General features: G+C 42.4%; 22 protein-coding genes. 4 read left to right on the forward strand and 18 right to left on the reverse strand.

The window, feature by feature from the left end:
* The first annotated feature begins 28 nt into the window (after positions 1-28).
* The gene (gene ftsH / locus H6G96_RS23260; RefSeq protein WP_190913847.1) at positions 29-1963 is read left to right on the forward strand and encodes an ATP-dependent zinc metalloprotease FtsH; all 1935 of its coding nucleotides are present in this window, start codon (positions 29-31) and stop codon (positions 1961-1963) included.
* A gap of 54 nt (positions 1964-2017) precedes the next feature.
* Here ftsH and H6G96_RS23265 read toward each other — a convergent pair whose 3' ends face one another.
* The 3 genes from H6G96_RS23265 to H6G96_RS23275 form a co-directional block, all read right to left on the reverse strand.
* Complete coding sequence (locus tag H6G96_RS23265) at positions 2018-2578, reverse strand: Uma2 family endonuclease (protein ID WP_190913849.1); 561 nt, start codon at positions 2576-2578, stop codon at positions 2018-2020.
* A 102-nt stretch (positions 2579-2680) separates the two neighbouring features.
* Positions 2681-3241 carry a Uma2 family endonuclease gene (locus H6G96_RS23270; protein WP_190913851.1) on the reverse strand — a complete coding sequence of 187 codons (561 nt, stop codon included), beginning with the start codon at positions 3239-3241 and terminating at the stop codon, positions 2681-2683.
* 139 nt (positions 3242-3380) lie between these two features.
* Positions 3381-6851: a pentapeptide repeat-containing protein gene (locus H6G96_RS23275; RefSeq protein WP_190913853.1), complete on the reverse strand. Its 3471-nt coding sequence runs from the start codon at positions 6849-6851 to the stop codon at positions 3381-3383.
* 380 nt (positions 6852-7231) lie between these two features.
* Between H6G96_RS23275 and H6G96_RS23280 the strand changes: the two genes are divergently transcribed.
* The gene (locus H6G96_RS23280) at positions 7232-7525 is read left to right on the forward strand and encodes a hypothetical protein (protein ID WP_190913855.1); all 294 of its coding nucleotides are present in this window, start codon (positions 7232-7234) and stop codon (positions 7523-7525) included.
* On the opposite strand, the gene H6G96_RS23285 is transcribed toward H6G96_RS23280, so the two are convergent.
* Both H6G96_RS23285 and H6G96_RS23290 read right to left on the reverse strand, forming a co-directional pair.
* Positions 7503-9269 (reverse strand): WD40 repeat domain-containing protein, encoded by a 1767-nt coding sequence (locus H6G96_RS23285; protein WP_190913857.1) that lies wholly within the window; start codon positions 9267-9269, stop codon positions 7503-7505. The genes H6G96_RS23280 and H6G96_RS23285 overlap by 23 nt on opposite strands.
* A 411-nt stretch (positions 9270-9680) precedes the next feature.
* Complete coding sequence (locus H6G96_RS23290; protein ID WP_190730696.1) at positions 9681-10076, reverse strand: hypothetical protein; 396 nt, start codon at positions 10074-10076, stop codon at positions 9681-9683.
* Between the two features lie 305 nt (positions 10077-10381).
* Here H6G96_RS23290 and H6G96_RS23295 point away from each other — a divergent pair, with 305 nt between their 5' ends.
* Both H6G96_RS23295 and H6G96_RS23300 read left to right on the forward strand, forming a co-directional pair.
* Positions 10382-11362, forward strand: coding sequence for a dienelactone hydrolase (locus H6G96_RS23295; RefSeq protein ID WP_190913859.1), 981 nt, complete (start codon positions 10382-10384; stop codon positions 11360-11362).
* Positions 11363-11373: 11 nt separating this feature from the next.
* The gene (locus tag H6G96_RS23300) at positions 11374-12051 is read left to right on the forward strand and encodes an SDR family oxidoreductase (RefSeq protein WP_190913861.1); all 678 of its coding nucleotides are present in this window, start codon (positions 11374-11376) and stop codon (positions 12049-12051) included.
* Position 12052: 1 nt separating this feature from the next.
* Here the strand turns inward: H6G96_RS23300 and H6G96_RS23305 are convergent, their stop codons facing one another.
* From H6G96_RS23305 to H6G96_RS23365, 13 genes are all read right to left on the reverse strand, one after another.
* On the reverse strand, positions 12053-13105 hold the full coding sequence (locus H6G96_RS23305) for an aromatic ring-hydroxylating dioxygenase subunit alpha (protein ID WP_190913863.1): 1053 nt from the start codon (positions 13103-13105) through the stop codon (positions 12053-12055).
* A gap of 183 nt (positions 13106-13288) precedes the next feature.
* A complete protein-coding gene (locus H6G96_RS23310) occupies positions 13289-13726 on the reverse strand; it encodes a secondary thiamine-phosphate synthase enzyme YjbQ (RefSeq protein ID WP_190913865.1) in 438 nt (145 codons plus the stop codon).
* A 113-nt stretch (positions 13727-13839) separates the two neighbouring features.
* On the reverse strand, positions 13840-15006 hold the full coding sequence (locus tag H6G96_RS23315) for a pyridoxal phosphate-dependent aminotransferase (protein ID WP_190913867.1): 1167 nt from the start codon (positions 15004-15006) through the stop codon (positions 13840-13842).
* Between the two features lie 272 nt (positions 15007-15278).
* Entirely contained in the window at positions 15279-15497 is a 219-nt protein-coding gene (locus tag H6G96_RS23320; protein WP_190913869.1) for a hypothetical protein, read from the reverse strand.
* Positions 15498-15668: 171 nt separating this feature from the next.
* The gene (locus H6G96_RS23325; RefSeq protein WP_190913871.1) at positions 15669-16691 is read right to left on the reverse strand and encodes a tetratricopeptide repeat protein; all 1023 of its coding nucleotides are present in this window, start codon (positions 16689-16691) and stop codon (positions 15669-15671) included.
* 314 nt (positions 16692-17005) lie between these two features.
* On the reverse strand, positions 17006-17593 hold the full coding sequence (locus H6G96_RS23330) for a GNAT family N-acetyltransferase (protein WP_242063377.1): 588 nt from the start codon (positions 17591-17593) through the stop codon (positions 17006-17008).
* A 9-nt stretch (positions 17594-17602) separates the two neighbouring features.
* Positions 17603-19006: a M36 family metallopeptidase gene (locus H6G96_RS23335; protein ID WP_190913873.1), complete on the reverse strand. Its 1404-nt coding sequence runs from the start codon at positions 19004-19006 to the stop codon at positions 17603-17605.
* A gap of 9 nt (positions 19007-19015) precedes the next feature.
* Positions 19016-20539 carry an iron uptake porin gene (locus H6G96_RS23340; protein ID WP_190913875.1) on the reverse strand — a complete coding sequence of 508 codons (1524 nt, stop codon included), beginning with the start codon at positions 20537-20539 and terminating at the stop codon, positions 19016-19018.
* Positions 20539-21111 (reverse strand): hypothetical protein, encoded by a 573-nt coding sequence (locus tag H6G96_RS23345; protein WP_242063378.1) that lies wholly within the window; start codon positions 21109-21111, stop codon positions 20539-20541. Before H6G96_RS23345 ends, H6G96_RS23340 begins: the two co-directional genes overlap by 1 nt.
* A gap of 31 nt (positions 21112-21142) precedes the next feature.
* The gene (locus tag H6G96_RS23350) at positions 21143-22861 is read right to left on the reverse strand and encodes an ABC transporter ATP-binding protein (RefSeq protein WP_190913878.1); all 1719 of its coding nucleotides are present in this window, start codon (positions 22859-22861) and stop codon (positions 21143-21145) included.
* A 13-nt stretch (positions 22862-22874) separates the two neighbouring features.
* Positions 22875-23981, reverse strand: a complete 1107-nt coding sequence (locus H6G96_RS23355; protein WP_190913880.1) for a molybdopterin-guanine dinucleotide biosynthesis protein MobB — start codon at positions 23979-23981, stop codon at positions 22875-22877.
* Positions 23982-24291: 310 nt separating this feature from the next.
* Positions 24292-24960, reverse strand: coding sequence for a response regulator transcription factor (locus H6G96_RS23360; protein WP_190913882.1), 669 nt, complete (start codon positions 24958-24960; stop codon positions 24292-24294).
* Positions 24938-26404, reverse strand: coding sequence for a HAMP domain-containing sensor histidine kinase (locus H6G96_RS23365; protein WP_347242274.1), 1467 nt, complete (start codon positions 26402-26404; stop codon positions 24938-24940). Before H6G96_RS23365 ends, H6G96_RS23360 begins: the two co-directional genes overlap by 23 nt.
* Positions 26405-26930: the final 526 nt, after the last annotated feature.

The following is a 26930-nucleotide window of genomic DNA, read 5'->3' on the forward strand; positions in this document are numbered from 1 at the left end:
CAAAGACAAATTTGGAGGGTATATCAAAATGCCTGTTGAAACTAATAATAATAAACCGATAAAACCGCCCAAAGTTAGGCAGTTTGGTGGTAGGTTCTTCATTTTATTAACCCTGTTGTTACTACTGAACCTTATTCTTCCAACTTTCTTTGAGGTGCGATCGCTGCAAGTTCCCTATAGCACTTTTATAACTCAAGTAGAAGCGGGGAAAGTAGATCAAGCGATTGTGAGTAGCGATCGCATTGAATACACTATCAAAACCGAAGCTCCAGATGGCAAACCCACTGAACAAGTGTTCACAACTACACCAGTAGCCATTGATTTAGATTTGCCGAAAATTCTTCGTGAGCATAATGTCGAGTTTTCTGCACCACCACCAAACCCAAATGCCTGGTTTGCCACTTTACTTAGCTGGATTTTACCACCGTTAATTTTCTTTGGGATTTGGGGCTTGTTAATGAATCGTCAAAGTGGCCCCGCTGCGCTAACAGTAGGTAAAAGCAAAGCTAGGATCTACTCTGAAGGTAGCACTGGTGTCAAATTTAGCGATGTGGCTGGCGTAGATGAAGCGAAGGCGGAGTTAGCAGAGATTGTCGATTTTCTCAAAAACGCCACTAAATACACCACACTGGGGGCAAAGATTCCTAAAGGTGTGATGCTGGTAGGGCCTCCGGGTACTGGTAAAACATTATTAGCAAAAGCGATCGCAGGTGAAGCTGCTGTTCCTTTCTTCAGTATTTCTGGTTCGGAATTTATCGAACTATTTGTGGGTGTGGGTGCTGCACGAGTCCGTGATTTGTTTGAACAAGCCAAACAACAAGCTCCCTGTATTGTCTTTATCGACGAATTAGACGCACTGGGTAAATCTCGTGGTGGTGCTGGGCCAATTATCGGCGGTAACGATGAGCGCGAACAAACCCTCAACCAGTTACTCAGCGAGATGGATGGCTTTGATACCAACACAGGTGTAATTATCATCGCCGCTACCAACCGTCCAGAAATTCTCGACCCGGCTTTACGCCGTCCTGGTCGATTTGACCGTCAAGTTGTTGTCGATCGCCCTGATAAAATTGGTCGAGAAGCAATTCTCAAAGTCCACGCCAGAAACGTTAAATTGGCTGATGATGTTAACTTAAGCACCATTGCTATTAGGACTCCTGGTTTTGCTGGGGCAGATTTAGCTAACCTTGTGAATGAAGCCGCACTGTTAGCCGCACGGCGAAATCAGCAAGCCGTGACAATGGCAGATTTCAACGAAGCTATTGAGCGTCTGATTGCTGGCTTAGAAAAACGCTCCCGCGTGCTGAATGAAACGGAGAAAAAAACCGTAGCTTATCACGAAGTTGGTCATGCGATCATCGCTGCATTGATGCCGGGTGCTGGTAAAGTCGAAAAAATCTCGGTTGTTCCTCGTGGTGTCGGCGCTTTGGGTTACACAATTCAGATGCCGGAAGAAGACCGCTTTTTGATGTTGGAAGATGAAATTCGTGGCCGCATAGCTACCCTTTTGGGTGGACGTTCTGCCGAAGAAATCGTTTTTGGCAAAGTTTCCACGGGTGCTGCTGATGATATCCAAAAAGCTACTGAGTTGTCAGAACGCGCCATTACTGTTTACGGAATGAGCGAACGACTTGGGCCAGTGGCGTTTGAAAAGAGCCAACAGCAGTTTCTCGAAGGTTATGGCAACCCGCGTCGTGCTATCAGTCCGAAAGTAGCGGAAGAAATTGACCGCGAAGTTAAGCAGACATTAGATAATGCTCACCACATCGCCTTAAGTATTCTGCAACATAACCGTGACTTACTAGAGCAGACCGCAGAGGAACTTTTGCAACGAGAAATTCTCGAAGGCGCAGATTTGCGCGATCGCCTCGCCCAAGTTAAAGTACCGGGTGAAATGGCAGAATGGTTGCAGACGGGTAAGATATCGGAAGATAAACCACTGCTGCAAACATTGTTGGTTTAATAATTGCAGATTGAATTGAAAAGCGATCGCTCTAGAAGTAAAGCGATCGCTTTTTTACGTCAAACTCAACCAGCCAAAAACTTGTTCTACAGTTAGTTCTAATTCGATACCCTCAAGAATAGGTAATTTATCAGCACCTTCGTATAATTCCAATCGCTGTCCAGGAAAAATCCCTAGTACACTTTCGTCTTCAGGGTTGATTAACCAGCCTAATTCAGTACCATTGCGCGAATAATGCAATAATTTACTCAACACTTTTTTTAACCTTTGGTCTGGAGAAAGAATCTCAATTGCCCAGTCGGGATGAATTTCAAAGCGGTTAGCAATTCTGCCAGATGGAGTTTTAGGAATTCTATCCCAGCGAAACACAGACACATCAGGGACGATAGAAGCACCACCGAAGGTACAGCGTAGTTCTGGGAAAGCCAAAGCAATTTTTTGACTTCTAGCTATGCTGTTAATTGTTTCGCAAAGAGCAGTTTGCAGCAAGCTATGTTCACCTTGGGGCATTGGTTTTTGAATGATTTCCCCGTTGATAAAGTCTGATGCTGGTTCAGTTTCTGGTAGTTTGAGAAAGTCGTCTAAAGTTAGTTGGGGTTGAGTTGCGATCGCCATAAGTAAATAGTATGAAGGGGATAGTTTTATTATGGGCGTGCGATCACTTACTCTTAAAGCTTGCTACGCCTCGCATCCTTCGTTTGTGACAGCCGCTAGAAATTATATTTTTGAGAAGCCTACCAGGTGATTAACTTGGACTGATACATCACCAAAGGCTAGGGGGACAATAGTACCTGTGGTTAATGTCAGTTCAGTTGTGTATTGTCCATTTTGTAAGTCTCGAAATACTTGCAACTGAGAATTTTTGAGATTGACAACCCAATATTCAGCAATGCCTGCTTCTGCATAGATGTCTTTTTTATCACCTAAGTCTTTGCTCAAGGTGGACTTAGAAAATTCGATAATCCAGAATATATCTTCAGGGTAAGGGTGATGTCCTAAGTAGACCTCGCCTAAAGGTTTGACAATCGCAACATCGGGGGCGGGTTCTGAGTTGTTGGGTAGGGTGATGGGTTTGGCATCGCGGATTTTTGCGCGTTCACCTAGCAGTGTGCGGAGATAATCAGCTGCTTCGGTATTGTAGTAGGCATGGGGTTCGCGTTCTGGGGGCATAACTATGAGGTCGCCGCGCAATAGTTCAATGGGTTGGTCATCAAAAATCCCTGCTTCTATTGCTCGGTGATAGCGTTCAATTGTCCATTTATAGGTAGTTACCGTCATAGCCTTTTCTACCGTTTCGACAATAGCTTTAGTTTGATTTTAGTGCGATCGCTAAGTTACAAAGATTTTGGCAGAGAGTGCGATCGCTAACTGACAAATATTTTTCCCTTGCCACCCTAATTACGAATTACGAATTACTTTAGCCCTCAACCTCTCGCAACTCCTCCAACTCCTCTGGCGTGAGGGGATTATTTCCTAACTTGAGTGCTTCTACCCAGCGTAACCGTCGCCGCTTTACATCATTTGAGTAATCAAGTGCACCACTGTCTACAACAGCCTGAAAGTCTTCTAATGCCCCTACCAAGTCGCCTGTAAGTACTCTAGCAAGCCCCCGACTGTCTTGATAGCTTTTATTGTCAGGGTCTAAAGTAACAGCTTTTTCACCAAAGCGGAGAACAGCTTTAGCATAACCGTGTAAACAGCCAACCCAGCAGATGCTATTCCAAAATTCAGCAGAGTTACTCAAACTAGGGTCAATTATTTGGGCTTGCTTGAAAGCTTCTTGTGCTTCTTGAATTTTGCTTTCTCTCACCCAACTGATGCCCTGACTCAAAGCAACCGCAGCCGCAAAAGCTGGTTTGTTCGCCAAGCCTGGATATACACTTACTGCTTCATGCAGCCCTTTGGCATTGAGCCATTTTGTGCCACTGTTCCATAAAATTATTTTGAGGTTGGCACGGCTGAGGTTAGCAAGGGTGAGATTAGCAAGGGTGAGATTAGCACGGCTGAGGTCGGCATCACTGAGGTTAGCACCGCTGAGGTTGGCACCTTTGAGGTTGGCACCTTTGAGGTTGGCACCTTTGAGGTTGGCACCTTTGAGGTTGGCATCGCTGAGGTTGGCACCGCTGAGGTTGGCACCGCTGAGGTTGGCACCTTTGAGGATAGCCTCATTGAGGTCAGCACCGTTAAGGATGGCATGGCTAAGGATGGCATGGCTAAGGATCGCACGGCTGAGATCAGCACCTCTGAGGTAGGCAAGAGTGAGGTTAGTAAGGGTGAGATTGCTACGGCTGAGGTAGGCAAGGGTGAGGTATGCATTGCTGAAATCGGCACCCCTAAGGTCGGCGCTGTTGAAATCGGCATAGCTGAGGTCGGCACCCTTGAAGTTGGCACCCCTGATAAATAGTTCTAAGTTGTCCCTAAAGGCAGAGACACCAAGGCAATGGCTATAGCCGATAATACGGAGCAAGCGTTGTGAGTCAAATTGATCACTATCTAATTGACCGCAGGGGTGAAACGTGATTTTGTCTTTTAATTCATCTTTTGTTTGGGCATAGCGATGTAACTCTAAAAGCAAAATCATTACATTCAGCCCTGTATACACATCCACCTGTCGTAATCCCAAGTGATTTTCTCGCTCTGGCAATTGCTCCCTCAATTGTTTTTTTTTCATCTGAGGCAGATTTACATCTTCTGCATCAATAAATTCTCCATCGCACCAACGGAAGTAGAAATACTCCAGCCTTTGAAACAGTTGATACAAGAGTTCCACATCTTGAAATTCTGAACTCTCAGCCAATAACCCCATCAAATATTCCACAATCTCAAAGCTTAAATTCCCATAGCCCAATAAATCGTAAATCTGCTTATCCATCGCGGCTGTGCTAACTAAGTCTTCTTCGCGCTGACGCTTGCTAACTTTCGTTGTCCAATCTACAAAGCTTTCTAGTAACCGTTCCGCGAATAAAAACTCGCTAAAACTCTTGTGGACAAACTCTACAGAGCCGCCTTTATCGCCTGAAGCTGGTTTGATATAAAATGCTGTCAACAGATTATTGAGTAGCTTATCTTGTTGATTTTTTTGAGAGGCATTTTCCTGTCTGGCATCCTGAATTAACTTTGCAGCTGGGTTATGGCTGTCTTTGAGCCGTGCTTCTAACATCGTCACTCTCGCAGATTCATTCCCAGACTGCACTACACACAAAGCGGCTTCCGTGAGAAATTGCCGCAAATCTTCGCTCTCCAATCCAGTCAAGCGAGAGTTATCATTCTGATTTTCACTGTCACGCTGTTTTTCTAGTACCCACTTCACCGATTCATCATAAATGCGGATTTTTGCTTGAATAGCGTCTGCGCCTGCAAACATTTGGACGTTGAGATGTTTATCTCGGTGCATCCGTGCCAGTAAATAGAGTAGTAAGGGTTCTCGCGCCAGGTTATCTTTGACTTCATCAGGGCAAGCCTGCAAAAATTCTTCAAACTCACTCTTGTTAACGTGAGCTGCAACTGACCATTTTTTCAGCCATGTTTGCCGAAGCGAGTCATCCATTGGCTGAAGTTCGACGCGCTTCAAGCTTTTGGTTTGTGAAAGAAAGCGCTCAATTCCTTGCAAGGCTAGGGGACGACCGGTAACTAAAAACTGATGATGACAAAGACGGTCTTTCTGAAACTGCTCGACTTGTTCTAGAAATTCCTTCAAGCCGCCGCTGGCGCGTCCTTGTAGCAACAGTTCGTCAAAGCCATCCAGTAAAAACAAAAAGCGAGTATTCTTATCTGTCAGCCAGCCTGAATCACTGGTGACAAAATCAAGGTGTTGTAAATAGTTTTCTAGAGTATCAGTTAAGTTATCTTTTAGTACTCGCAAATTCCCCAACTGAATGAGAATTGGGGTAAAGCTGGGATGCAATTCGCGCTGTACCCAATCGGCAAACATCCGGCAAAAGACACTTTTCCCCCGTCCAGCTTCGCCCTGAATAAACAAAACTTGTTTGTGTTTTGTATCTGAGTCATTCAGTATTGCCTTAACCCACGCTTCCAGTTCCAGATTTGCATCGTCCTCGGTATCGACTTCTTTGACTTGCAAAGGTACATACAAATCCCGAAAGGTAATATGGGTTTCATCAAAAATGTTTTCTTCTGGCTTTGGTTTAATTACCTGTTCCAAATAATCTTCAATATTCAGATTTTTCTCTAGCTTTTCTTTTCCTCCGGCGCTATACCATTTCCAAAGTTTGTCCGCTTTCTCTCCGACTTCTACCAATGCGTCTTGCATATATTCATCGGTATGACGCGCTACCCGTTCAGTTAAGGTTTTTGCTTCTGTCTCGGATAATCCCGCTTCTTGCAAGCGTTGCTGTAAAATCTGATTAAATGATTCTGCTAGTTGAGATTCGTGGAAATAGAGGATGGCTTTTTTCACTTCCCGCGCATCAAATTCTTGCTCACCTAATTTCTGAATCTGCAAAGCTAAAGCATGAGAAGCTGGAAGGTTTTGATCAATTTTATTGAGTAATTCCGAATCTTGTTTGAGAATATCCTGAAAGCTATCAATGTAGGCAGCCTGACTAACTAGTAGCACACAGTTTTCTAAACTTGGCTCTTTGTTGGTTGCATCAATAATGAACTTTAGTATAGTAATGGCGATTGGTGCAAAAGGAATTACTTCTTTGGTAATTTGACCCACGGGAGAATTAAATACATCTAATAATGACGAAATCTGTTCTAGATATGGTTTGAAGTTTTGAACATTGGGTTTTTGCTCTTTAATTGCTTTTGCCAAATCAAGCACGGCTTTAGCAGCTTCGGCTCCAGTCTTTGTTACCTCTACGCCTTGTCCCCAGTTTAAATCCTGAATGTTTCGCAAAAACTTCCAGAGTTTCGTCATCGCCATAGACTATTCTCCAACAGCATTAATTTGGTAAAAATGCACCTGTTTAGCGTTTCTCGTTTGTATGCAATAGATTTTGACCTCTCTCCAAACCTCTCTCCTAAAAGGAGAGAGGCTTTGAGTCTTACTCCCCTTCCCTACAAGGGAAGGGGTTGGGGGTTAGGTCTATATTGCACTCAACTGAGAACCGCCAAATTACTTAACTCAAAGTCAATCAGCTAAAAAGTTGTTTAACTGTCAGTTTTAACTCAGTATTATTGAGTATGGGCGACTGATAAGCTATTGTATATAATTTCACTGACTACTTGGGAAACGCTATTAGCCCAGTTTTAAGTTTCAGGCAGAGGCAAAGAGGCGCACAGATTTTTTCAAGTTTGTTGTCTATGAGTATCAAAGACTCTCCAGCGAGTATCAAAGACTCTCCAGCGAGTATCAAAGACTCTCCAGTGAGTATCAAAGACTCTCCAGCGAGTATCAAAGACTCTCCAGCGAGTATCAAAGACTCTCCAGCGAGTATTAAAGACTCTCCAGCGAGTATTAAAGACTCTCTAGCGAGTATTAAAGACTCTCCAGCGAGTATCAAAGACTCTTGCGCGAATATCAAAGACTCTCCAGCGAGTATACAAAGACTCTACAATTACAAATTACGAATTATTAACTTCGTTGCCAAATTTTAATTGTCTTATCCAAACTGCCGCTAACCAACATCTCGCCGGAAGCTGTGAAAGCTAATGCTGTGACTATATTGCCATGACCTGTAAACGTACCCAACAATTCCCCAGTTTCTAAATGCCACAATTTAATGGTTTTATCAGCACTACCGCTAGCGATAATTTGTCCATCGGGACTTAAAGCGATCGCATATACTCTATCTCTATGTCCTTTAAGAGTATGCAGTAACTCTCCAGTCTCCAATTGCCAAATTTTAATCGTTTGATCCCAGCTACCACTCACAAGCATTTTACCATCTGCACTGATCGCTAAGGAACGGACGATGTGAGAATGGCCCATGAGGGTATGCAGTGGTTCTGCATCCTTTAAACTTTTGACTCCCGTCTCGGGTAAGGTGCGCCAAACTTTGATTTTGCGATAGCTACCTGTAACTAAAGTTTCGCCGTCTCGACTTAAAACTAGAGAATGAGCAGCTGTATCATCTAAAGAGAGTGCGATCGCAACCTGACGTTGCATCAAATCCCAAAACAGAATTTTCCGATCATCTCCGCCTGTCGCTAACATTCTCCCATCTGGGGTGAAAGCAGCACACCGCACTACCCCATTATGTTTGTGCAAAATATCTATTAAATCTAAAGCGCCTACATGCCAAAGCTTAATTGTGGAATCTGCACCGCAACTGACTAAAGTTTGTCCATCTGAACTAAAAGCTAGGGAATTCACTTCATCCACCAGCCCAGATATCACCCAAGGATACTCTGATAATGTATCTATTAATTCACCCTTGCTTAAATCCCAGAGTTTCGTTTCTCCCCGACTACCACTTGCCAATATCGGTAAAGCTTTGCCATTATTACACCCAGAACTGAAAGCTAGGCAATTAATGCCTCTGGTGTGTCCTTGCAAGGTTTGCCAGCATTCCCAATCACCAACTACCCCCTTAAGGCAATGCTCTGATGGTAGAGTCTGTATTGTATCTGCGATCGCTTTCTCACTAATTAATGGCGAAGTGTCTTTTTTACCAATAAGTGATTCTAAATACCAACTCAACCCCCCCGCATACAACAAGTTACTCGGATTAATGTAGAGTTTTGGTTCAGTAAGTTCAATTTGATTGGTAGGTAGAAAGCCTGTAATTATGCTCTGTTTTTCGTCGTATCCTAGCTTATCTGTAGATGGATAAAACAAACATAAAAAAATTAATACTTGGTGCTTTCTTAAATCTTCTTGAGTAACCGACCACCTAATTTTGTTTTTCTTAATACCATTAAAACTTTCTCCATCAGCAACATAAACTTGAACACTTAGCTGAGGATTATCTTTTAGTACATAAGAAAATTTGCTTTCGCCACCCAAATTTCCTTCATCATCTAAAACCATGTTTTCCACGGTATCTTGTGATACCTTTTTTACCAATTTCCCCAAGCGTTCAGTTATCACTCGGTCAACAATATGCTCTCGCAAAAGATAATCTTGGGCTTGTTGTTGGAAGTATTTGGGAAAAGGTATCGTCCAATCAGGAGGCTCAGGATATTCAGGCGGTGTCGGCGGCGGATTTTTGGCGAGAACTTCTGCTTGTTGGCGAGAAAGTTCTTGGAGTCTAGCCAATGGCTCACCCCAAAAAGCCATAATTTCCGTGTGACAACCTTTGACTTGACTTTCCAGCAAAGATAAGTCATAAGTTTTAGGTTTTTTCACACGTTGAAGGAAGTCAGCTTGTTGAGCTTTAAGTAAGCTAATCCAATCCATCTACATTCCTGCGGCAAACTATTGCATACCTACGGTAAGCTATACCAATGCAATTACTCAAGTTTATAACCTTAGTTAATTAAAAATACAGTAATCTTAGTAGTCTAATAAAACACAGCCATAAGCAGATGTTTCAGGTAAAGATAGAGATTATTGTACTTAGACATTTCATGAACTGATGCAGTTGAAGTATATAGAATTAAATGATGTCAGTCAATTCTAACGGAGATGGAGAAGCAGATACTGTTTCTAGGGAAACACTTCTAGCTGCAAAGGAAAGTTTAATCTGAGAGGGATTTCAAAGGTTGCCGTAACATTAAGTCAACAAATACTTACACAAAAACAACTCAGTAATGATGATTTTAAGGGAGATTATCTGAAATTGGTATAAACGGTGAACATTGCTTAATTTTAACCTTTGCGTTTTGGTTGCCTAGGTGTAGTACTTACATCAGAGGAGTTGCCAAAAGTATCTCTTGCCTCAATCTGTTTAATTTTCATTTGCAAGTTCAAGTCATCACTGCTAACAATTGTTTCTAAATTTGCTAATCTTTGCTCTAACAGTTCTATTTGTTGCTGTTGCAAATAGTTAGCTTTTGATTTTTGCTCATCAGAACGCCAAACAGCAACTGTACCAACGGCTGCGCCACCAATAGCAACTAAAGGAAGAATAGCACCGCTTCTAGTAACGGCTGACAGTGGGACGCAAACTCCAAGAATAGCGACTGTAATTACCCAGATTCTGGTGGTGGCAGATAATCTGACATCTTGGTATTGTTCTAGATTTGTTTGAGATTTTTTAGCCATAAGTCAATCCAAAAAAAAGCTATTTGCTAGATTGGCACAATTGTTTACTAAACTACTTCCTGCAAATGGGTTAAGTATAATTCCTATCCTAATATAGGACTATGATTTGATTATTGAACCACTCATAAAAAGAGGGAACAGGGAAAAAGGAATAAAGGTGTACTGCATTTTTGAACAAAATTCAGTAAGAGTCCTATATTTTTGTAATTATAGTTACTCAGTTATTTGCGATCGCTAGATTGGGATTGCTAGGATCACTTCTACCTGAGTAATAAAAAATTTTCAATGATATCAGGAAAAACCAGATGACAGTTCGTGCTTTTTTCCAAGCTGCTAAAGTCGAGGGTTTTCAGTCTCCTTACGATACCATTCACCTGAAAATTCTCTATCCAGCACAGATGTTGAGGCGTAAGGTACAAACAAATAGGGATTTGGCAGTTGATTTAGAAAAAGCACCTTTTCCAGTAGTGATTTTCTTCAACGGCATTAACTGTGATGCTCAACAATATCAATGGTTGGCGGTTAAACTCGCTGAACGTGGATTAGTGGTGATTCTCTTTAACTGGATTGCGGAAACTATACCAGGAATAATTAGTCTGACTCCAGGGGTTGATTTTGAAAAGGGAAAACCAACAATTTATCGTACTGTTCCCACTGCATCGGCTTTGCCAGCACTGCTAGCGAAAGTGGAACAGTTACAGTCTGAGGGTATTTTGGCTGGAATGCTTGATCTACAAAGAATAATTTTAGGTGGACACTCCGCAGGTGGTAGAGTAGCAATCGAAAATGCTGATCCTGATTTTTTCCCTCAAGTTGCAGCATCTTTTGGTTATGGTTCACATACAATGGGAACCTTATTATTGGGGTATGAAGCAGGTACTATCTTACCCTTACCAGACTCCCTACCACTTCTACTGATAGGAGGAACCTGTGATGGAGTAATTGCGAACAATAGCGATCGCTATGGTATAACTCCTGGAAATGCTACCACCCCAGTCATCCGTACATTCCAAGAAGCAATTACTGGCGGACGAAATGATAGCTATCTGGTACTTCTGGATGGGGCAAATCACTTTTCGATAGTTGAGCAGCTAGATTCCACCCTAGATACACCCTTGTTAGACTTTCCCGCCACGCAACCCCAAGAAAGCTTCCGTTTGCTGATGGGTGAAATCATTAGTTTGTTTATTGACACTTATGTTCGCCACCAACCAGAAGCATCTCAGTCGCTTGAGCAATTATTGAATACTGCCAATCCTCTGATAAAATCCTTTGAACGTAAATAGTTAAATTTATTATGACAAGTGCATCTTATATTTTTCTGGCTGGAGCAAGTCGCGGTGTTGGTCGAGAAATTGCTCAATATCTCACAGCGCAACAGTTAAAGGTAAAAGCACTTCTGAGAACAGCAGCAGTTGCTACTGAACTAGAAAAAATCGGTATTGAGGTAGTCTTGGGAGATGCCTTGAATGTAGAGGATGTAGAACGTGCAATGTTGACAGATGAACCTATTCACACGGTTATCAGTACAATTGGCGGTTTACCATCAGAAGGAGAAAGGGCAGATTACCCTGGTAATAGAAATCTGATCGATGCAGCAGTTAAAGCTGGAGTACAAAAATTTATTCTTGTGTCTTCCATTGGTGCTGGCAATAGTGTTGTTGCTCTGTCACCCCAAGTTTTAGTAGCACTAGGAACAGTTTTAGCTGAGAAAGACAAAGCTGAACAACACTTAATTGCCAGTGGACTCACTTATACAATCATCCGCCCAGGTGGACTAAAGTCAGAACCAGCAACGGGTAATGGCGTTTTGACTGAAGATCCGCACATTAGTGGTAGCATCAATCGTGCAGATGTGGCGCAGTTAGTTGCTCGCTGTTTAAATAGCGAGCGTGCCAATAATAAAATTTTTTCAGCCATAGATCGAAATATGCAGTTTGGACAAAGAGAATTTGCAGAATTTACTTTGGAGTAATTTAAGCACGCCAGCGGAGTATCTGATCCTTGACAGGGTTAACAAATTCTCGTTTTTCAGCGACAGATCGAGCATACTCCCGCTTCAACTGGTAATACCACTGCGCCTGCATATCTGAGTCTTTAATCAGCCTTAACACAGGATTATATTTCAGACCGATCTGCTGCTTTTCCACAACCGTTCGATCTTGTCCCAGGAAGGTTTGTGCCAACACGTGTAGCAGTGGCTTGAAAAATCCCACCCAAGGAAGTGTCGAGTAAAGAACAAAATTTACCTCAGTTTCTGTGTCGGAAATGGGTGTAACTGCCGTTAAATTAACGACTCGATGCTTGCCAATTGTGGTTTCTTCGATTCTGACTCCAGGTAAACGAAAAGAAATCTCCGTTTCCGGCACACCACCACCAATCAGCAAGTATAATCGACCTCCATTGGCTGGCAATCGGTGCCGTCGCATCGTAAAGCCGTAGGGCGAAGCGTCAAATTGCTTAACTTCCTCGTGCAGTTGCTCACTTCGCCACCACCAAGCGCGATGAACATAAGGTGAATGAGCAGGGTCCATCAGACCTACCACTGCATGATCCACAAAACAAGGAAATCTCATCACCTCTATGAACTGGGGCAATCGCTCATCAAACCCTGGAATTACTGGGATCTCCATCTCAGAAGCAGGTTGAGGGTTATCGGGATCAGGCATATATATCCAGATATTCCCTTGGGCTTCCCGGATTGCATAAGACTTTACGTCGAAGCGACTCAAATCCATCTTCTGCTCCTCTACAAGAGATGGAATTGCAGTACAGCGTCCAGCCGGGTTAAAGCGCCAACCGTGGTAGCAGCATTCCACTTCCTGCCCATCGAATCTGCCACAACTCAAGGGCACACCGCGATGCGGGCAAATGTCCGTCATTGCAGAGACTTTACCATCCTGTCCGCGGACTAACAGCACAGGCTCTCCCAAAAAAATGCGGCTGACCATCATACCTGGCTTGATCTGATTACTAGGCAGAGCATAATACCAAGTATTACGTAATACAAAGTTATCGTTATTTTTCATAGTTAATTGCGTCTACCTTTGACACAACAAAAGTCCTGGTTTGTGGAAAGGAAGGTTATGCTTAAAAACATTCTTTCAGATTTTTAATTGCTGTAAGTAAATTCAACTGATGCACTTGTTGATCGTTTTCGTAATTCTCTCAGATTTGGGTTGTTTTGGAAGGATTGCAAGTGCGAAGTTGCATTATTCGCCAGAAATTTGGACAGATACCGTTCTTTTGCGCGGCCCATCCAACTCAAAAAACAACACAGATTGCCAGGTTCCCAAAGCTAATTTACCATCCACAACTGGAATTATCTCACTAGTGGTCAGCATCATTGCCATTAAGTGAGAGTGAGCATTAATCGGCTCATCTTCTGGAACATCTCTTAAATGCAAGTCATTATGTAAGTAACAGTCTGATTCAGGTGCTAATTTTTGCAAGAATAGTTTTATATCTTCTAACAATCTGACTTCATTTTCGTTGATAGCTAAAGCTGTTGTAGTATGTCGAGAAAATACTAAAACTTGTCCGTTTTTAATTGATGTTGAAGCCAGAAAATCTTTTATTTGTGGGGTTATATTATAAATATTGATTTTGGGTTCAGTTTCAATTTCAATTAACTTATTAATAATTGGCATCTCTTCAATTTTATATCTGGGATTACCGACGAGGTACGCCAACACAGTCTAACGTTCTCATAAATTAAACATCAACTCCAAACTCCAAACTCCTAACTCCTAACTCCTAACTCCTAACTTCTAACTATAGTTTCCAAACCTTGCACCAATCTTTCTATACCTTCTTTTGCTGTCTCTTTTTGCAGCGCACCGTAGGCAACGCGTAGGTAGCATCCGTCATCCATGCCAAAGGTTGTACCTGGAATGACTGCTACTTTATATTCCTGGATTAGTCTTTTAACTAACTCAAAAGCGTCCATCTGAGTATTAACTTTGAGGAAAAAATAAAAAGCGCCATTGGCGGGTGTAATACTACATAAACCTTGTAAGCGGTTAAGGGAATCGAGTACTAATTGCCGCACTTGAGCCAACGCACCTATATTACTCTGGAAATACTCCGATTTTGCTTGTAATGCTCCTAAAGCCGCATATTGCGAAATTACTGGCGGACAAATCAAAATCGTATCCTGGATTTTTTTAACGGCGACAAATAAGTGTTTGGGAATCACCATGTAGCCAATGCGCCAACTGGCAAAACCGTATGCTTTGGAAAGGCTAAAGAGAGAAATGGTGGACTTGGAACTCCCAAATGCGCCAGGAGAAAAGTGTTTTACCCCGTTATAGGTAAAGTATTCATAGGCCTCATCGCTGATGTGGTAAATGCTACGAGCCTCACAAATTTGATTTACTTGGCGCAATGCCGCTTCAGAATAGACAACTCCAGTCGGGTTATTTGGTGAAATTGTGACTACAGCCCGTGTTTTGGGAGTAATTGCTTGAGCGATCGCATCTGGGCGTAATTGGTAATTTTCATCCGTCGCCACTAACACTGCACGACAACCAGCCATTGCGATCGCCATTTCGTGGTTGAAATAGTAGGGCGTATTCAAAATAATTTCATCGCCTGGGTTAGTGATCGCAAGAATGGCATTCATAAATCCCATATTGCTCCCGGCTGTCACGACGATGCAGTTTTCCTCATTGATTTCAATGCCGTTGAAGGCTTGCAATTTTCCTGCAAGTGCTGTCAGCAACGGGGGAATTCCTTCAACCGATTTGTATAAATTATTAGTGGATTCAGCTAAGAATTTGGGTAAAAATTCTATCACTTCCGGTGGTGGGTTGTAAGAAACAACACCCTGTCCTAGAGAAATTGTTCCAGGAGAATTTTTAATCAGTTCCCCAACCACAGGAATAATTGGCGACTGTACCGCCTGCATACGAGAGGTTAGGGATTCCATATTTCCTTACCTATTTACTTACCTGGCTTTAGTATCCCTTAATGTGGAAGAGATGGAAAGTTCCTTTGTAATAGATTCGCACACTATCAATACGGTTCTGTTAACATGTTTATCTCTCGGAGATTCCCCCAACCCCCCGATAAATTGGGGGGCTTTTTCTGATATTTACCCCCTTTTTAAGGGGGTCGCCGCAGGCGGGGGGATCTGATCTGAACTGCAACAATGTGGGAGTATTCGACTAAAATGATTAGCCTGATTTGCTACCGAAAAATTTAATCAATCGAAATCTGTTGAGGCCCACTTGTTTTGCCATTATGTGTTCCTGTTGTGGTGCTGGTGTAATTATTGGAGCCGATCTGTTGATCAAGCCAACTTTTTACAGGATCATCTGCAAGATTGAGCCGAAGCACACCAGAGAATAACCCACCGACAAATGAGACTGGATGCTGGATAAATTCTTTGAATATAGGTGACAATTCGCTAATGAACATTTAGAGACTCCTGGCGATGCCATAAAAAATTATTACTTCTTGATGATCCTAACCTGTTGAGCAGTATATGGTTGGCGGTAGCCAAGTTGGTAATTTTTTGAGCTTCAACTCGAACAACAAAATTCCCGACTTCTTTAAAAGAAATCGGGAATCTAAGCTTGCTGCATCAAACTACAGAGAATCTATAAACTCCTGTACTTTTTCCAAGAGTGGCTGGTGTTCGATTTGCTCTGCTAAGTCTTGGGCGTTTTGGTAGCACGATCGCGCCATTTTTTTGCGTTTCGTTGTAGCGTAAAGGCTTCCCATATTCAGCAAAGTTGAAATTTCCCCAAGGCCATCGCCTAGTTGTTGATAAATCGCAATGCCTTGCTTATAGAACTTCATTGCTTGCCGATGCTCTGCCAGAGTGGTATAGGTATAACCAATGTTGTGAAGTGTTGTTGCCTCACCAGAGCGATCGCTGATTGCTCGACGTGTCAAAAGAACTTGATAGTAGAGCAATAGAGCTTGTTTCGGTTTTCCTAAATCACTATAGATTGAGGCAATATTATTCAAAGTGGTTGCTTCACCAGCCAAATTCTTAACAGCTCGTTGAATTGGAAGTGCTGCTTGAAAAAATTCTAGAGCTTCCTCAAACTTACCTAAGACATTGTAAGCAAACCCAATACCATTGAGGGTTGTTGCCTCACCAGAAAAGTCACCTACCAATCGCCGCATCCTTAAAATTTGGTGTTGTAGCAACAGCGCCCGTTTAGGTTCTCCTAAGCGCGTATAAATTAGTGCTACATCATTAAGAGTAGAAATTTCACTTTGAGTATCTTGCGATCGTCTAAAAATTGGTAGTGCTTGGTCAAAATATTCCAAGGCTTGCGAGAAGCGTCCAAGACGGCTGTAGGTAGAACCTAGATTGCTAAGTGCAGTTGCTTGTGCTGGCGCGTTGCCAATTTCAACAGCAACCGAAAGCGCTTGATTAAAGCGCTCTAATGCTTTTTGAGGTTGCCAGCAACTGAGGTGAGCTAAACCAAGGTCGTTTAATGTATAACCTTCTCTGGCTCTGTCTGGAATTGATCTAGCCAAGTGTAAATTCTCCGTTGCTAGCTCCAGAGACTCTTGGAATCTCCCGCGCTGGTAGTAGCGGCTTGCTTCATCACGACGTTGTTCCCACTCTTTGACTCGATTTAAAGGTTGCGTCATCTGGCCTCAGTTGCATTCTGCGATAAATGGCAGGATATGTTTTAGGAATGAATCTCTCTTAGCTTTCCCAAATTTTAACCTTAATCATCTACCTTTAGATATAAGACTTAAACATAAAAATATGGTATTGTTTCATACTTAACGGATATGTATGAAATAATTAATACAAGAAACCTAGTAGAACGCACAGCTATGCGTCCCTATCAAAGACCTAAAGCATATATTCTCTATAGCTTTATTGAGTTTGCAGCAGTGGCTTTTATATGTAGCAGTTGGTTCGCCCATGATTCTGTAGGCTGCGGGATCTGATAATTTTAAGATTGCGAAATGTAAAGAGAATCATCCGATCGCCATTCGGAACGAGCCAGAGCATAATACACTACATCTAAGTTATAAAACTGAGCATTTTTTTCGTATTTCAACCCGCATTTCTCCATCACACGACGCGAAGCTATATGTTCTGGTGCAGTGATGGCGACGATACGATCTAGCTTGACTTGCTCAAAGCCATACCTCAAACTTGCCTTTGCGGCTTCGCTGGCAATTCCTTGATTCCAGTAAGCTTTATCTAACCGATAAAGAACTTCGACTTCAGGGCTATTGGGTAAAAAATTCAGTCCACAATGACCAATTAACTCGGCGGTGGCTTTTTCCACTACAGCCCACACACCGAAACCGTGCTGTTGCCAGTGTTTAATAAAAAATTGTAATGTTTTCTGCGTTACTTCTTTGATTTGATCTTTAGGTATAGGCCCTCTGGGTGAATACCTCATAACTTCTGGGTTGCTCAAAATAGCAGCAAGTTCATCTAAATCTTGAGGGGTATAGGTTCTTAGTAAAAGTCTTGCGGTTTCTATCTGAGGCATGGTATTCAGGGTAGCAGGACAAACGCGCCATGCCAAAATAATACTTTAATTTCTAAAGGCGCTATCAGGCGTTTTGACGTTAATACCACGTTTGCTAAAAGTATTAATAATTAAAATGTGATTGACTTTGTTATAAAGTAATTCGTCTGCTTGAAGTATCTTTGCTAAACCATCACGGAATTCATCTTTTTGATCAATTTTTTCATTTCGGCGAATTTTGCGTTTTGCTTTTGGGTTATCTGCTTCAATCTCACCAAACAACAATAATGTTTTCATTACCAGCAAATCGGTTTTGCGACCATCGCCGATCGCTTGTCGTAAATCCCATAGTGTGGAACTCCAAATATTACCGTTCTCATGAGGGTCACCGTCTTGGACAAAATTGGCAGTTGTACGAGGACCGCTGAGATTGCGATTGCTTTTATCTGTTAGCTTTTCGTCAGCTCTTTGCCATTCGTAAATGTCAGGAGAGTTTAGCATTACTGCTGTCCAATAATCACAAGTTCCTTCATCCAGATGGATTTTACGGTTGCTATATTGATTATTTTGGCGGTTCTGGTTTTCACGAAAGTCTGCGGTGTGGCTGACAATATGATGTGCTGTTTCATGAATAATAATTGCGGCGTTGTGGGAAGGATTTTCGTTATAAGGATAGCCATTGACAACCACGCGATCGCCATCAGCATCTTTAATAAAGTCATTACCAGGGCCTAAATGCGCTTCTCCGGCAGAATTAATTTCTTCCACTTGATGCTCAAAGCCTTCATCATCGAAGCGATCGCTTGGTCGGCGATAATGGCCCCCACCAAAAGAACGTGCCTCACCACTACGCTCGTCACAATCATTTTGTCGGTAGCCTGATAATTGTGAACAAGAATGGTCATTTACTACTACGCGCAAGTAGGGAAGTGGTTTTTCGCCGAGTTCTGCTAGTAAACTATTAGCGTAAGTTAATGTCCGGTCAGCGTGATAATAGGCATTAGCCTCACCGAAGCGTGCCGCACTTAAAACGCGATCGTTTTCTCTTCCTTTAGCCTCCTCATTTTGCTTTGGAGTAGAACCACCACTAGCCGGATCGTACAAAAACGAATCTCCTTCAGCATTCCCCATTGGAACACCTCGCAATTCGCCTGTTTTTTTATCTTTCTCAACTAGCACCCCGTAGTTAACAACTTCTACTTGTTTACCCTTCAAATGCCAAGGTTCATTTGTTTTTTTTAACAAATTCGGTAATTTCACAATCTCAGGCTTAATTTTATTGGCTGTTTTAGCATTAACCTGACTTTGGGGTAAACCGAGATAGACACGAGCTTGAGGAGCATTAGTAATTTCAGATGCAATGGCGTTTTTGGTGCTGTTAGTTTGAAAATTATTATCTTTCATGACCACAACTACTCCCAAGCTTAATAAAGCAATCAGAATGAAGTTAAAAAGACGAGAGGTTTTCATAGTCCGTATTTAGAAAGAAAAAGTAGTTCTAACAGTTCCCATATAAATTGTGTCGCTATTGTATTTGTGTTCTGGATTAGTAATTACTAATAAACTAGGGGTAATAGCGATATTGTCGGTAGCTGGAAAACGGTAAAACAGTTCTAAATGCCAAGAATTAGCTTCGTCTGTAAACTCTCTGCCGTATTCGTTGCTAATAACTTTCGGCGGTTGACCAATGACAATGCCAGCTAAATCACCATCTTTCCCGGCATCAGGAAAGGCAAGGGTTATTGCATAGTTAAAAATATCTGCTGTTGGTTTGCTTGATAAATCTTCGGCTGTAGCTTGTGTAAAACCGAGCCAACCCCCAAGATTAAAATGACGATTCAATCGCCAACTTCCTTGGACTCCATAAGAATTGGCAGTGATGCGATCGCTATCATTATCAAATGGGTCGTTAGCAAGTTCGCTTCCAGTCCCCGTGCTGATATTATTGTATGAGCGCACATAAGTTAAACCAATCTCTGCATTTTTTATCGGTTCCAGGGTCAACTGGGCAATTGCACTGTAAGGACTTTCACTAATTCCAACTTCAGGATCGTTAGCACGATCAGCAATATAACCTACACTCAAACTTACAGCATCGCTAAATTCATAATCAATTCCTACTCCTGTACCAAAGCCTTGACGATAGATTGGGTTACGTCGTCCAAAACGAGAAATTGCACCACGGCTACTGCTGCTAAAAAAGGGATTAACAACACCAGTAAAATCATTGAGTTCTCCCGCCGTCGCTTCAATAAAACCTCTGGCTTGTTTGCTAATTGGGAAGCGATACTCTAAACGGCTTATTTCTAATTCATTATTACTATCTCCATCAAACCCCAAACGAGCCATTGCAGTACCTGTAACTCTATCGAGTGAAGGGGTATTTCTGGCTTGCAAACGAATTCTGAGACGGTCTTCACCTGTGAAGCTTGTATCAAAGTTCAAACGTACCCGACTACCAAGAAAGATATTATCGTTGATGGGTTTATCTGGGTCATCAGCTTTATTTGTACCAGTGAACCCTGCGATCGCAATTATCACTTCTCCACTCAATTTGGTGGTGGTGGAAAACTGCTGCGCTGACAATTGAGTTGTTTGCACTTCTAAATTGTCAACTCGTGCTTCTAAACTATTTAACTCTAAAGCAAATTCCTCCTGTAAACGCCGCAAGGTAGATAAATCATCTTGCACCAAGAGATTATGATCTGCGGCTAAAAGTTGATTTATACTGAGCAAACAAGCATTTAAACTTATTGCAAATTCGTATCGGGTAAGAACTCGTTCGCCTGCATAGTTACTAAAATCAGTAATGCAACCATAGCGTTTTACTAAAGATTTTAAGGCTTGAAATGCCCAGTCAGTGGGTTTGATATCTGCTAGCTGAGAAAAGCTGTTCATCTGGGCTAAGGAAGAGTTTTGCTGATCTGTAACTGCAAAAGCCTTTCCTGTTAGCACCAGAGTGACAGCTAAAATTACTGAACCTAGCTTGAAAACTTGCAACATTACAAATTCTCGCACTGCCCCTCTTTCTGCTTGGCGGTATTATTACCACCTGTGGGAGAAGGATCGTTGTCTTGACACTGTAAATTGTTGCCTATCTGATTGGAAGAAATTATGATACCACCACCATCTTTATTGCTTTTAGCTTGCAAGTTTCCAATAATGGTGTTACTTGCGACCCTAATTTCGCCAGTGTTGCTTTCGAGTTGTAGATCGCCTGTAATAGTGGCTCCATCAATAGTAACTTCTACCCCCCTACGCAGTAAAACATTGTTACCAGTACGCGTATCGGAGTTGATATCAATTTTGTTAGCGCCTTCGCTTTGAATACTGCCAGAAATATTGGCTCCATTAACAATCAAAGTGGCGCGAGACTTGACTGTAACATCACCTCTAATGGTTGTACCGTCAAGGGAACAGGAGGCACCATCCGGTACAATTAAGTTTCCATCAATTAGTACATTACCAAGTGTTCTCCGGCATTGTGTATCTTCGGCCAAAGCCACAGGTGTACCAATCACCATCGATGATAAAGATAGAACTGCGGCAAATTGTGAAATTACAATTTTTTTCATGATTTTCTCCTTAGTTAAGATGGTTTATTTTTTAAGCAGACAAAACTTTTTCTTCGCTGTCTTGAAACAACCGTGCGGTGAGGCTATCACGGTTGAGCAGCACTTCTGGAGAGCCTTTTTCTATTAACCGTCCATTCTCTAAATACCAAATCACATCGACGGCGGCGAGACGTTCTTTGCGGTGGGTGATAATTAATACTGTGCCTTTGTGTTCCGCCAGTACGCGGTCTACAATGGCTGTAGCTTGGGCATCTAAATTAGCATCTACTTCATCAAGCAGTAATAATGGTGGATTGCCTAGAATTGCCCGTGCTAGTGCGATACGTTGGCGTTGTCCGGCTGATAAAGTCTTGCCACCCTCAGAAACTTTGGTTTCCTCACCTTGAGATAGTTCTGCCAGCACTTCATCGATGCCGCAAAGTTGCCAAACTCTGGTAATTTCTTCAATGGGAGCATTGCGCCAGCGATAGCGGAGATTTTTAGCAACAGTTCCCCGCAGTAGGGGTAAATCTGGGCCAGCCATGCCAATTGCTTGTCGAACTGATTGTAGGCTGTGTTGCGCTAAATCCTGCCCATCCAAGCGAATCACACCTTCATCGGGGTCAATCAGACGTGCGGCTAGAGAAATTAAGGTAGACTTGCCAGCACCATTCGGCCCTACTAAGGCAACTATTTGGCCTGGTTGGGCGATCGCACTTACTTTGTGCAATGACCCCTCTAAGCTGACACCATCAAATTCTAAACGTCCGTTCCCTAATTTGAGTTCAGGAGCATTTGCTTTTTGGGTGACTAAAGAAGGAGTTTTGAGGAATTGTTCCACCTTTTGCAGTGCTACCCGTGAGTTGTGCCAGTATTCCTGTACTCGGCCCAAATCTCGCAGTGGGGGAACTAAAAGCCCGACAATCGTCATTGCCGCTACGACTACACCAACAGAAGTTCGACCAGCGGACACTTCCAGCGCCCCTACGATCAAAGCTGCACCAGAAGCGATCGCGGCGGTTCCTTCTGTAATTCCCCGCAACTGACCAGCTACCATTGCCCGATCTACCATTGCCTTCTCTAACCGTCGACTTTGGCGAGCAATGCGTTTTTTCTCTCGTTGCGACTGCCCAAAAACTTGCACTACAGCAATAGAGGCAACTTTTTCATTAATATTTGCCGCTAGGTTACTCAACCGCCGTCTTGACTCTTGAGCAACTGACTGCATTCGTTTACCCAACTTGAGGGAACTTAAGCCACCGATTGCCAAGACTAAGCCAACAGTCAAAGCTAAAGGAGTACTGACAATCGATAAAGCTGCTAAAGATACGACAGTTGTAGTCAGAGCTACAGTTAACCGCGCTAAACCTAAGCTTACCCACTGACGGAGGGCGGTCAAATCACCCACGAAGCGCAGCATGACTCCTCCCTGACTGCGATTTTGGAGAGCGCGAGGCGCAAGGCTCATCAAACGCTCGTATAAAATCATCCGAATTTCGTAAGCGTAATCTTGACCGATCCGTTCAGCATCGGCTCGTTCTAGTACCCGAAGTAAGGCTGTGACAATTGCTGCTGCTGCCAAACCCAACCCAATCTGCCACAGCAGTTTGTTGTTTAAACCAGGATTGACAGTTGTAATCAACTCGTCAAATGCCATCTCTACTAGCAAAGCATTTGCAACAGTAGCAGCAGCCTGACAAAAACCGTTAATTACCAAGCGGGTAAGGAACCAGCGACGGTTGCCACTAATTGCACGAGGAATCTGCATCATATCTCTGTGGCAATTAGTTGGTACTCACCTGCTGAGTTAGCATTAAATCGGAAAGAGGGCGAGGAGATGGAACAACTAATTGTGTTGCTTTTATACTTTCCAATAAATCTGTCGCTTGTTCGCGCAGCATTTGGATATCGAAAATCGGTAAATTTATGGCTTTTTCAGTTTCACGTGTAGCTAACGGAGATGCAGTTACCAAACCACTAACTGCTAAGACGGGCAGATTAAAGCTTTGCAACCATTCTATGCCTGCGGCTGCTCCTAGAGCGCTACCAGTGGCAAACAAAACACCATCAATAGCCTCGCGGAAGGCAACAGAAGAAACTAATGCTGATGTTTCTTGTTGATACAATCCATCTGCTACCTCTAGCACGATCGCATCTACACCCTCTGCTCCTAGATAATTAGTCAGAGTATCTAGAATTCCTTCGATTTGTTGAGGGGTAACTCGATAAGTGGAGGGAAACCCAGCATGGGTGAAATCTAAAACTAAGCTAGCTCCGGCATCGCGCATCAGCCAAATGTCTCCACCTGCCCCAGTCCCAGTAATTTTGGCGGCTCCTACTTTCATACCTGCATTGACTAAGCCCTTAATCAGGTTAGCTGCTGTAGTAGTTTTACCTGAATTCATCGATGTACCGACAACAGCTATTGTGCAAGGACGCTGGCCGATATAGCTAGTTGGCGGTAAAGCCCAATCTGCAATGTTGATCCGTTTTCCTTGTTGATCGCCCAGCAAGCCAATAGGAGTGATGGCTGTGGGTGGTTTCATTTTAACGTGCCCTGATAAGACTTTTGCTGCTATGCCACCTGCTGCTGCAAGATTACATGGTGACAAATCTTCAGGAATCTCCGCTTCAAATTGATCCGGAGCGTAACGATTACCGTAGCAAATTACTATTTCGTCGCCGGGAAACATGATGGCTTTACGACTATCGCAGAGTTCGAGACGTTCGTGCTGTCCTGTTTCATCTACTCTCGCCAGTACTAAATCACCACATTCAGGTTTTATTTCTCCGGTAAGCAGTGTAGCGATCGCATTTAAATCTACATGACGTGTAGTGTATGCTATTTTTGCTTTAGCAAGTCTATTTAGTTCTATTTCCGAAATATTCATTGAATTTGCTCCTGAAATGCTTGAAAATTTTTCTTGAGTCAGAATTTTCATCGACTCTAAATCACAAAAACTATGAGCTATAAAGAATAAAAGTTAGTGGTATTTTTTCCATCTTTATAGATTCATTTCTAGTTTTAAATTTTCAGCCTTTTCTTTGATCCCCCTATTATTTTTTAACTCTTCCTAAAGAAATACTCCTTTAAGAATAGATAATTAAACTTTTTATCAGCAAACAAACTTTCCTTTGATTGCTATTAGTAAGTTTTACATATCAAGATTAATTGAAGTTAAAAAAAAGATGAGAAAATTCTTATAATCCCAACCCATAACCCATGCCTCTAACTGTTTCTATAAATTTGTTGCCTAACTTCTTGCGGAGATAGCCAACATAGACATCAACAATATTGTTGCCAGGGTCGTGGTCATAACCCCAGACATGGCTGAGGAGTTGTTCTCGGCTGAGGACTTGTCCAGGATGACGTAAAAAAGTTTCAGCTAAGGTAAATTCGCGGGCAGATAATTCGATGAGGCGATCGCCTACTTTTACTTTCCGGGTACGCAGGTCAAGGACAACATCATTTATGCTGAGTATCATCTCATCTTGGTGATCGGGTGAGTAGCGATCGCGCAACCGCGCCCGCACCCTAGCTAAAAGTTCTTCAAATCGAAATGGTTTAGTAACATAGTCATCAGCTCCTCTTTCAAAACCGTTGACTTTATCCTTCACATTGTCATGAACAGTAAGAATGATGATAGGCAACTGCTGCCCCTGTCCGCGCAACTCTTCTAAAACTGTCCAGCCATCTTTGCCGGGAAGACCAATATCAAGAATCAGCAAGTCAAAATTATCGCTGTTAACCATGAGAACAGCTTTTTCACCGTCTTCGACTACATAGGTAGTAAAGCCATTAGCTTTAAAACCTTTCTGTAAAAAGCTAGCAATGCGAGATTCATCTTCAGCAATCAGAATTCTTTTCATGTAAAAATACCTCCTGTGGTGGTTCTAAGGGAAGGATTAAAGTAAAAGTAGCTCCACCCATCTGCCGACTAAAGACTTTGATCGTTCCGCCGTGAGCAAGAGCGATCGCCTTTACAATTGCTAATCCCAAGCCAGCACCATCAGAACGGCGACCGTTAGCTCCACGCGCAAAGCGCTGAAAAATCCGTTTGTGGTCGTTAGGGTTGATGCCGTTACCAGTGTCACGTACCCATAAACGCACCCGGCCTTTTTTCAGGGATGAACCCAGTGCAATTACATCTCCCTCCTGAGTATGCTGAGTGGCATTTACAGTTAAATTCATAATTGCCTGCGTCAGCCGTTGTCGATCAGCTACAATACGACCTGAAGCTTTTGCCTCCAACCGCCAATCTCGAACGCCTAAAGCTTTAACTTTGGCGTATAGTTCTTCAGTTAACGAACCAATTTCTACAGTTTCCAAATTTAAAAAATCTGGTTGCTCTGCCTTAGCTAGTAACAATAGATCATCGACAAAACGATTCATCCGATCTAGTTCGTCGGTGACTAATTCTAGTGTTTCTCGTCGCTCTTCGGGGTCATCACCTACACTCAATAGTTCTAGATGACCCCGGATAATCGTAATTGGGGTTCGTAGTTCATGGCTGGCATCGTTGATAAAGTCTCTTTGACTAGAAAAAGCGGCTTCAAGCCGTTGCACCATGTCGTTAAAGGTAACAGTGAGTTCGGCAATTTCGTCTGAGCCTTGTACAGGAATGCGCCGACTAAAGTCAGACTCAGTAATCGAGCGAGCTGTTTCAGTTAGTAGACGTAGGGGGGAAAGTACTCTTCCAGCTACTATCCAAGCTAACAACGAAGCTGCAAACAGTACGGCTATGGTTACCTGAGTAACGATGATAATTGCCTCATTCACTTCTTGATTCTCAAGGGCAGTAGAATGGACTACTACCATCACCCCACGGTTTTTTTTCTTGATTACTGGTTCAGCTACATAATAGATGAGAGTACCAGATGAAATGATGTGTTTGCCTTGCTTGGGCTGGGTCAGCTGTGCCCAATAGTTTAATAATTCTGAATCTAAATATATAGATTTTGGGATAACTTTAGGGTCTGACTTATAAAATTTACCATTTAAGAGTGCAATGAAATACTCATTTTCGTCAGGAAAGTTCCGAGACACGTATTTATCAAAAATAGAAATTACATCATCTCCAAATGGTTTACCTGTAGCGGGGTTTGTTCCCTGAACAACTTTTTTAAATTCTTTTAATTCTTGGATTATAGAGTCTTCTATACGTTTTTCTTGACGGATAAAAAAAGCATGACGAATTACCAAAATTGATACTATGGCAGACAAAGCCATCAGCAGCACATACCAGTTTAAGATACGTGTGCGAACGCCAAAGAACTTTTGATACCATTTACAAGTTGAATTTGTCTGTTTCACTAATTAGTTTCATTCTCTAGACAATATATAAGATTATGTGCCCTTCTCAACTTCTGAATACAATCTTAAGTAAGAAAAAGCAGTAAAAATGCATATTAGGTGAATAAAATCATCACTCTTAAGGCTAAGTTTTTAGAAAGATTTTATCGATTGGAAAGTAGGAAACAAGATGGATAGGCAAGCATCAGCGCCATCTGACCATTTTTGGAAAAATATATCCAAGTTATTTTAATATTTACTTAACTTTAAAATTAAATTATTTCAAATCTAGTTTAAGATTAATCATTTACTATTTCCTTACTACTAATACCAATTTAATGTGAAGCTACATATAATAAGGAGAAACAAACTCGGTAAGTGAGCATACCCATGAGTCGCCCATTTAAGATTGAGATCGCCGAGAGCGAAGAGGAACTAAAAAAACGCCTACAAACAACGTCTTTGGGAAACCAGAAAGAAAAGTTACAGATGTTGTGGTGGCTGGCGAGTGGGCAAGTCAAGGAACAACAAGAAATAGGGCAACGTT

It is taken from the genome of Nostoc sp. FACHB-892 (assembly GCF_014698795.1).
Classification (GTDB): Bacteria; Cyanobacteriota; Cyanobacteriia; order Cyanobacteriales; family Nostocaceae; genus Nostoc.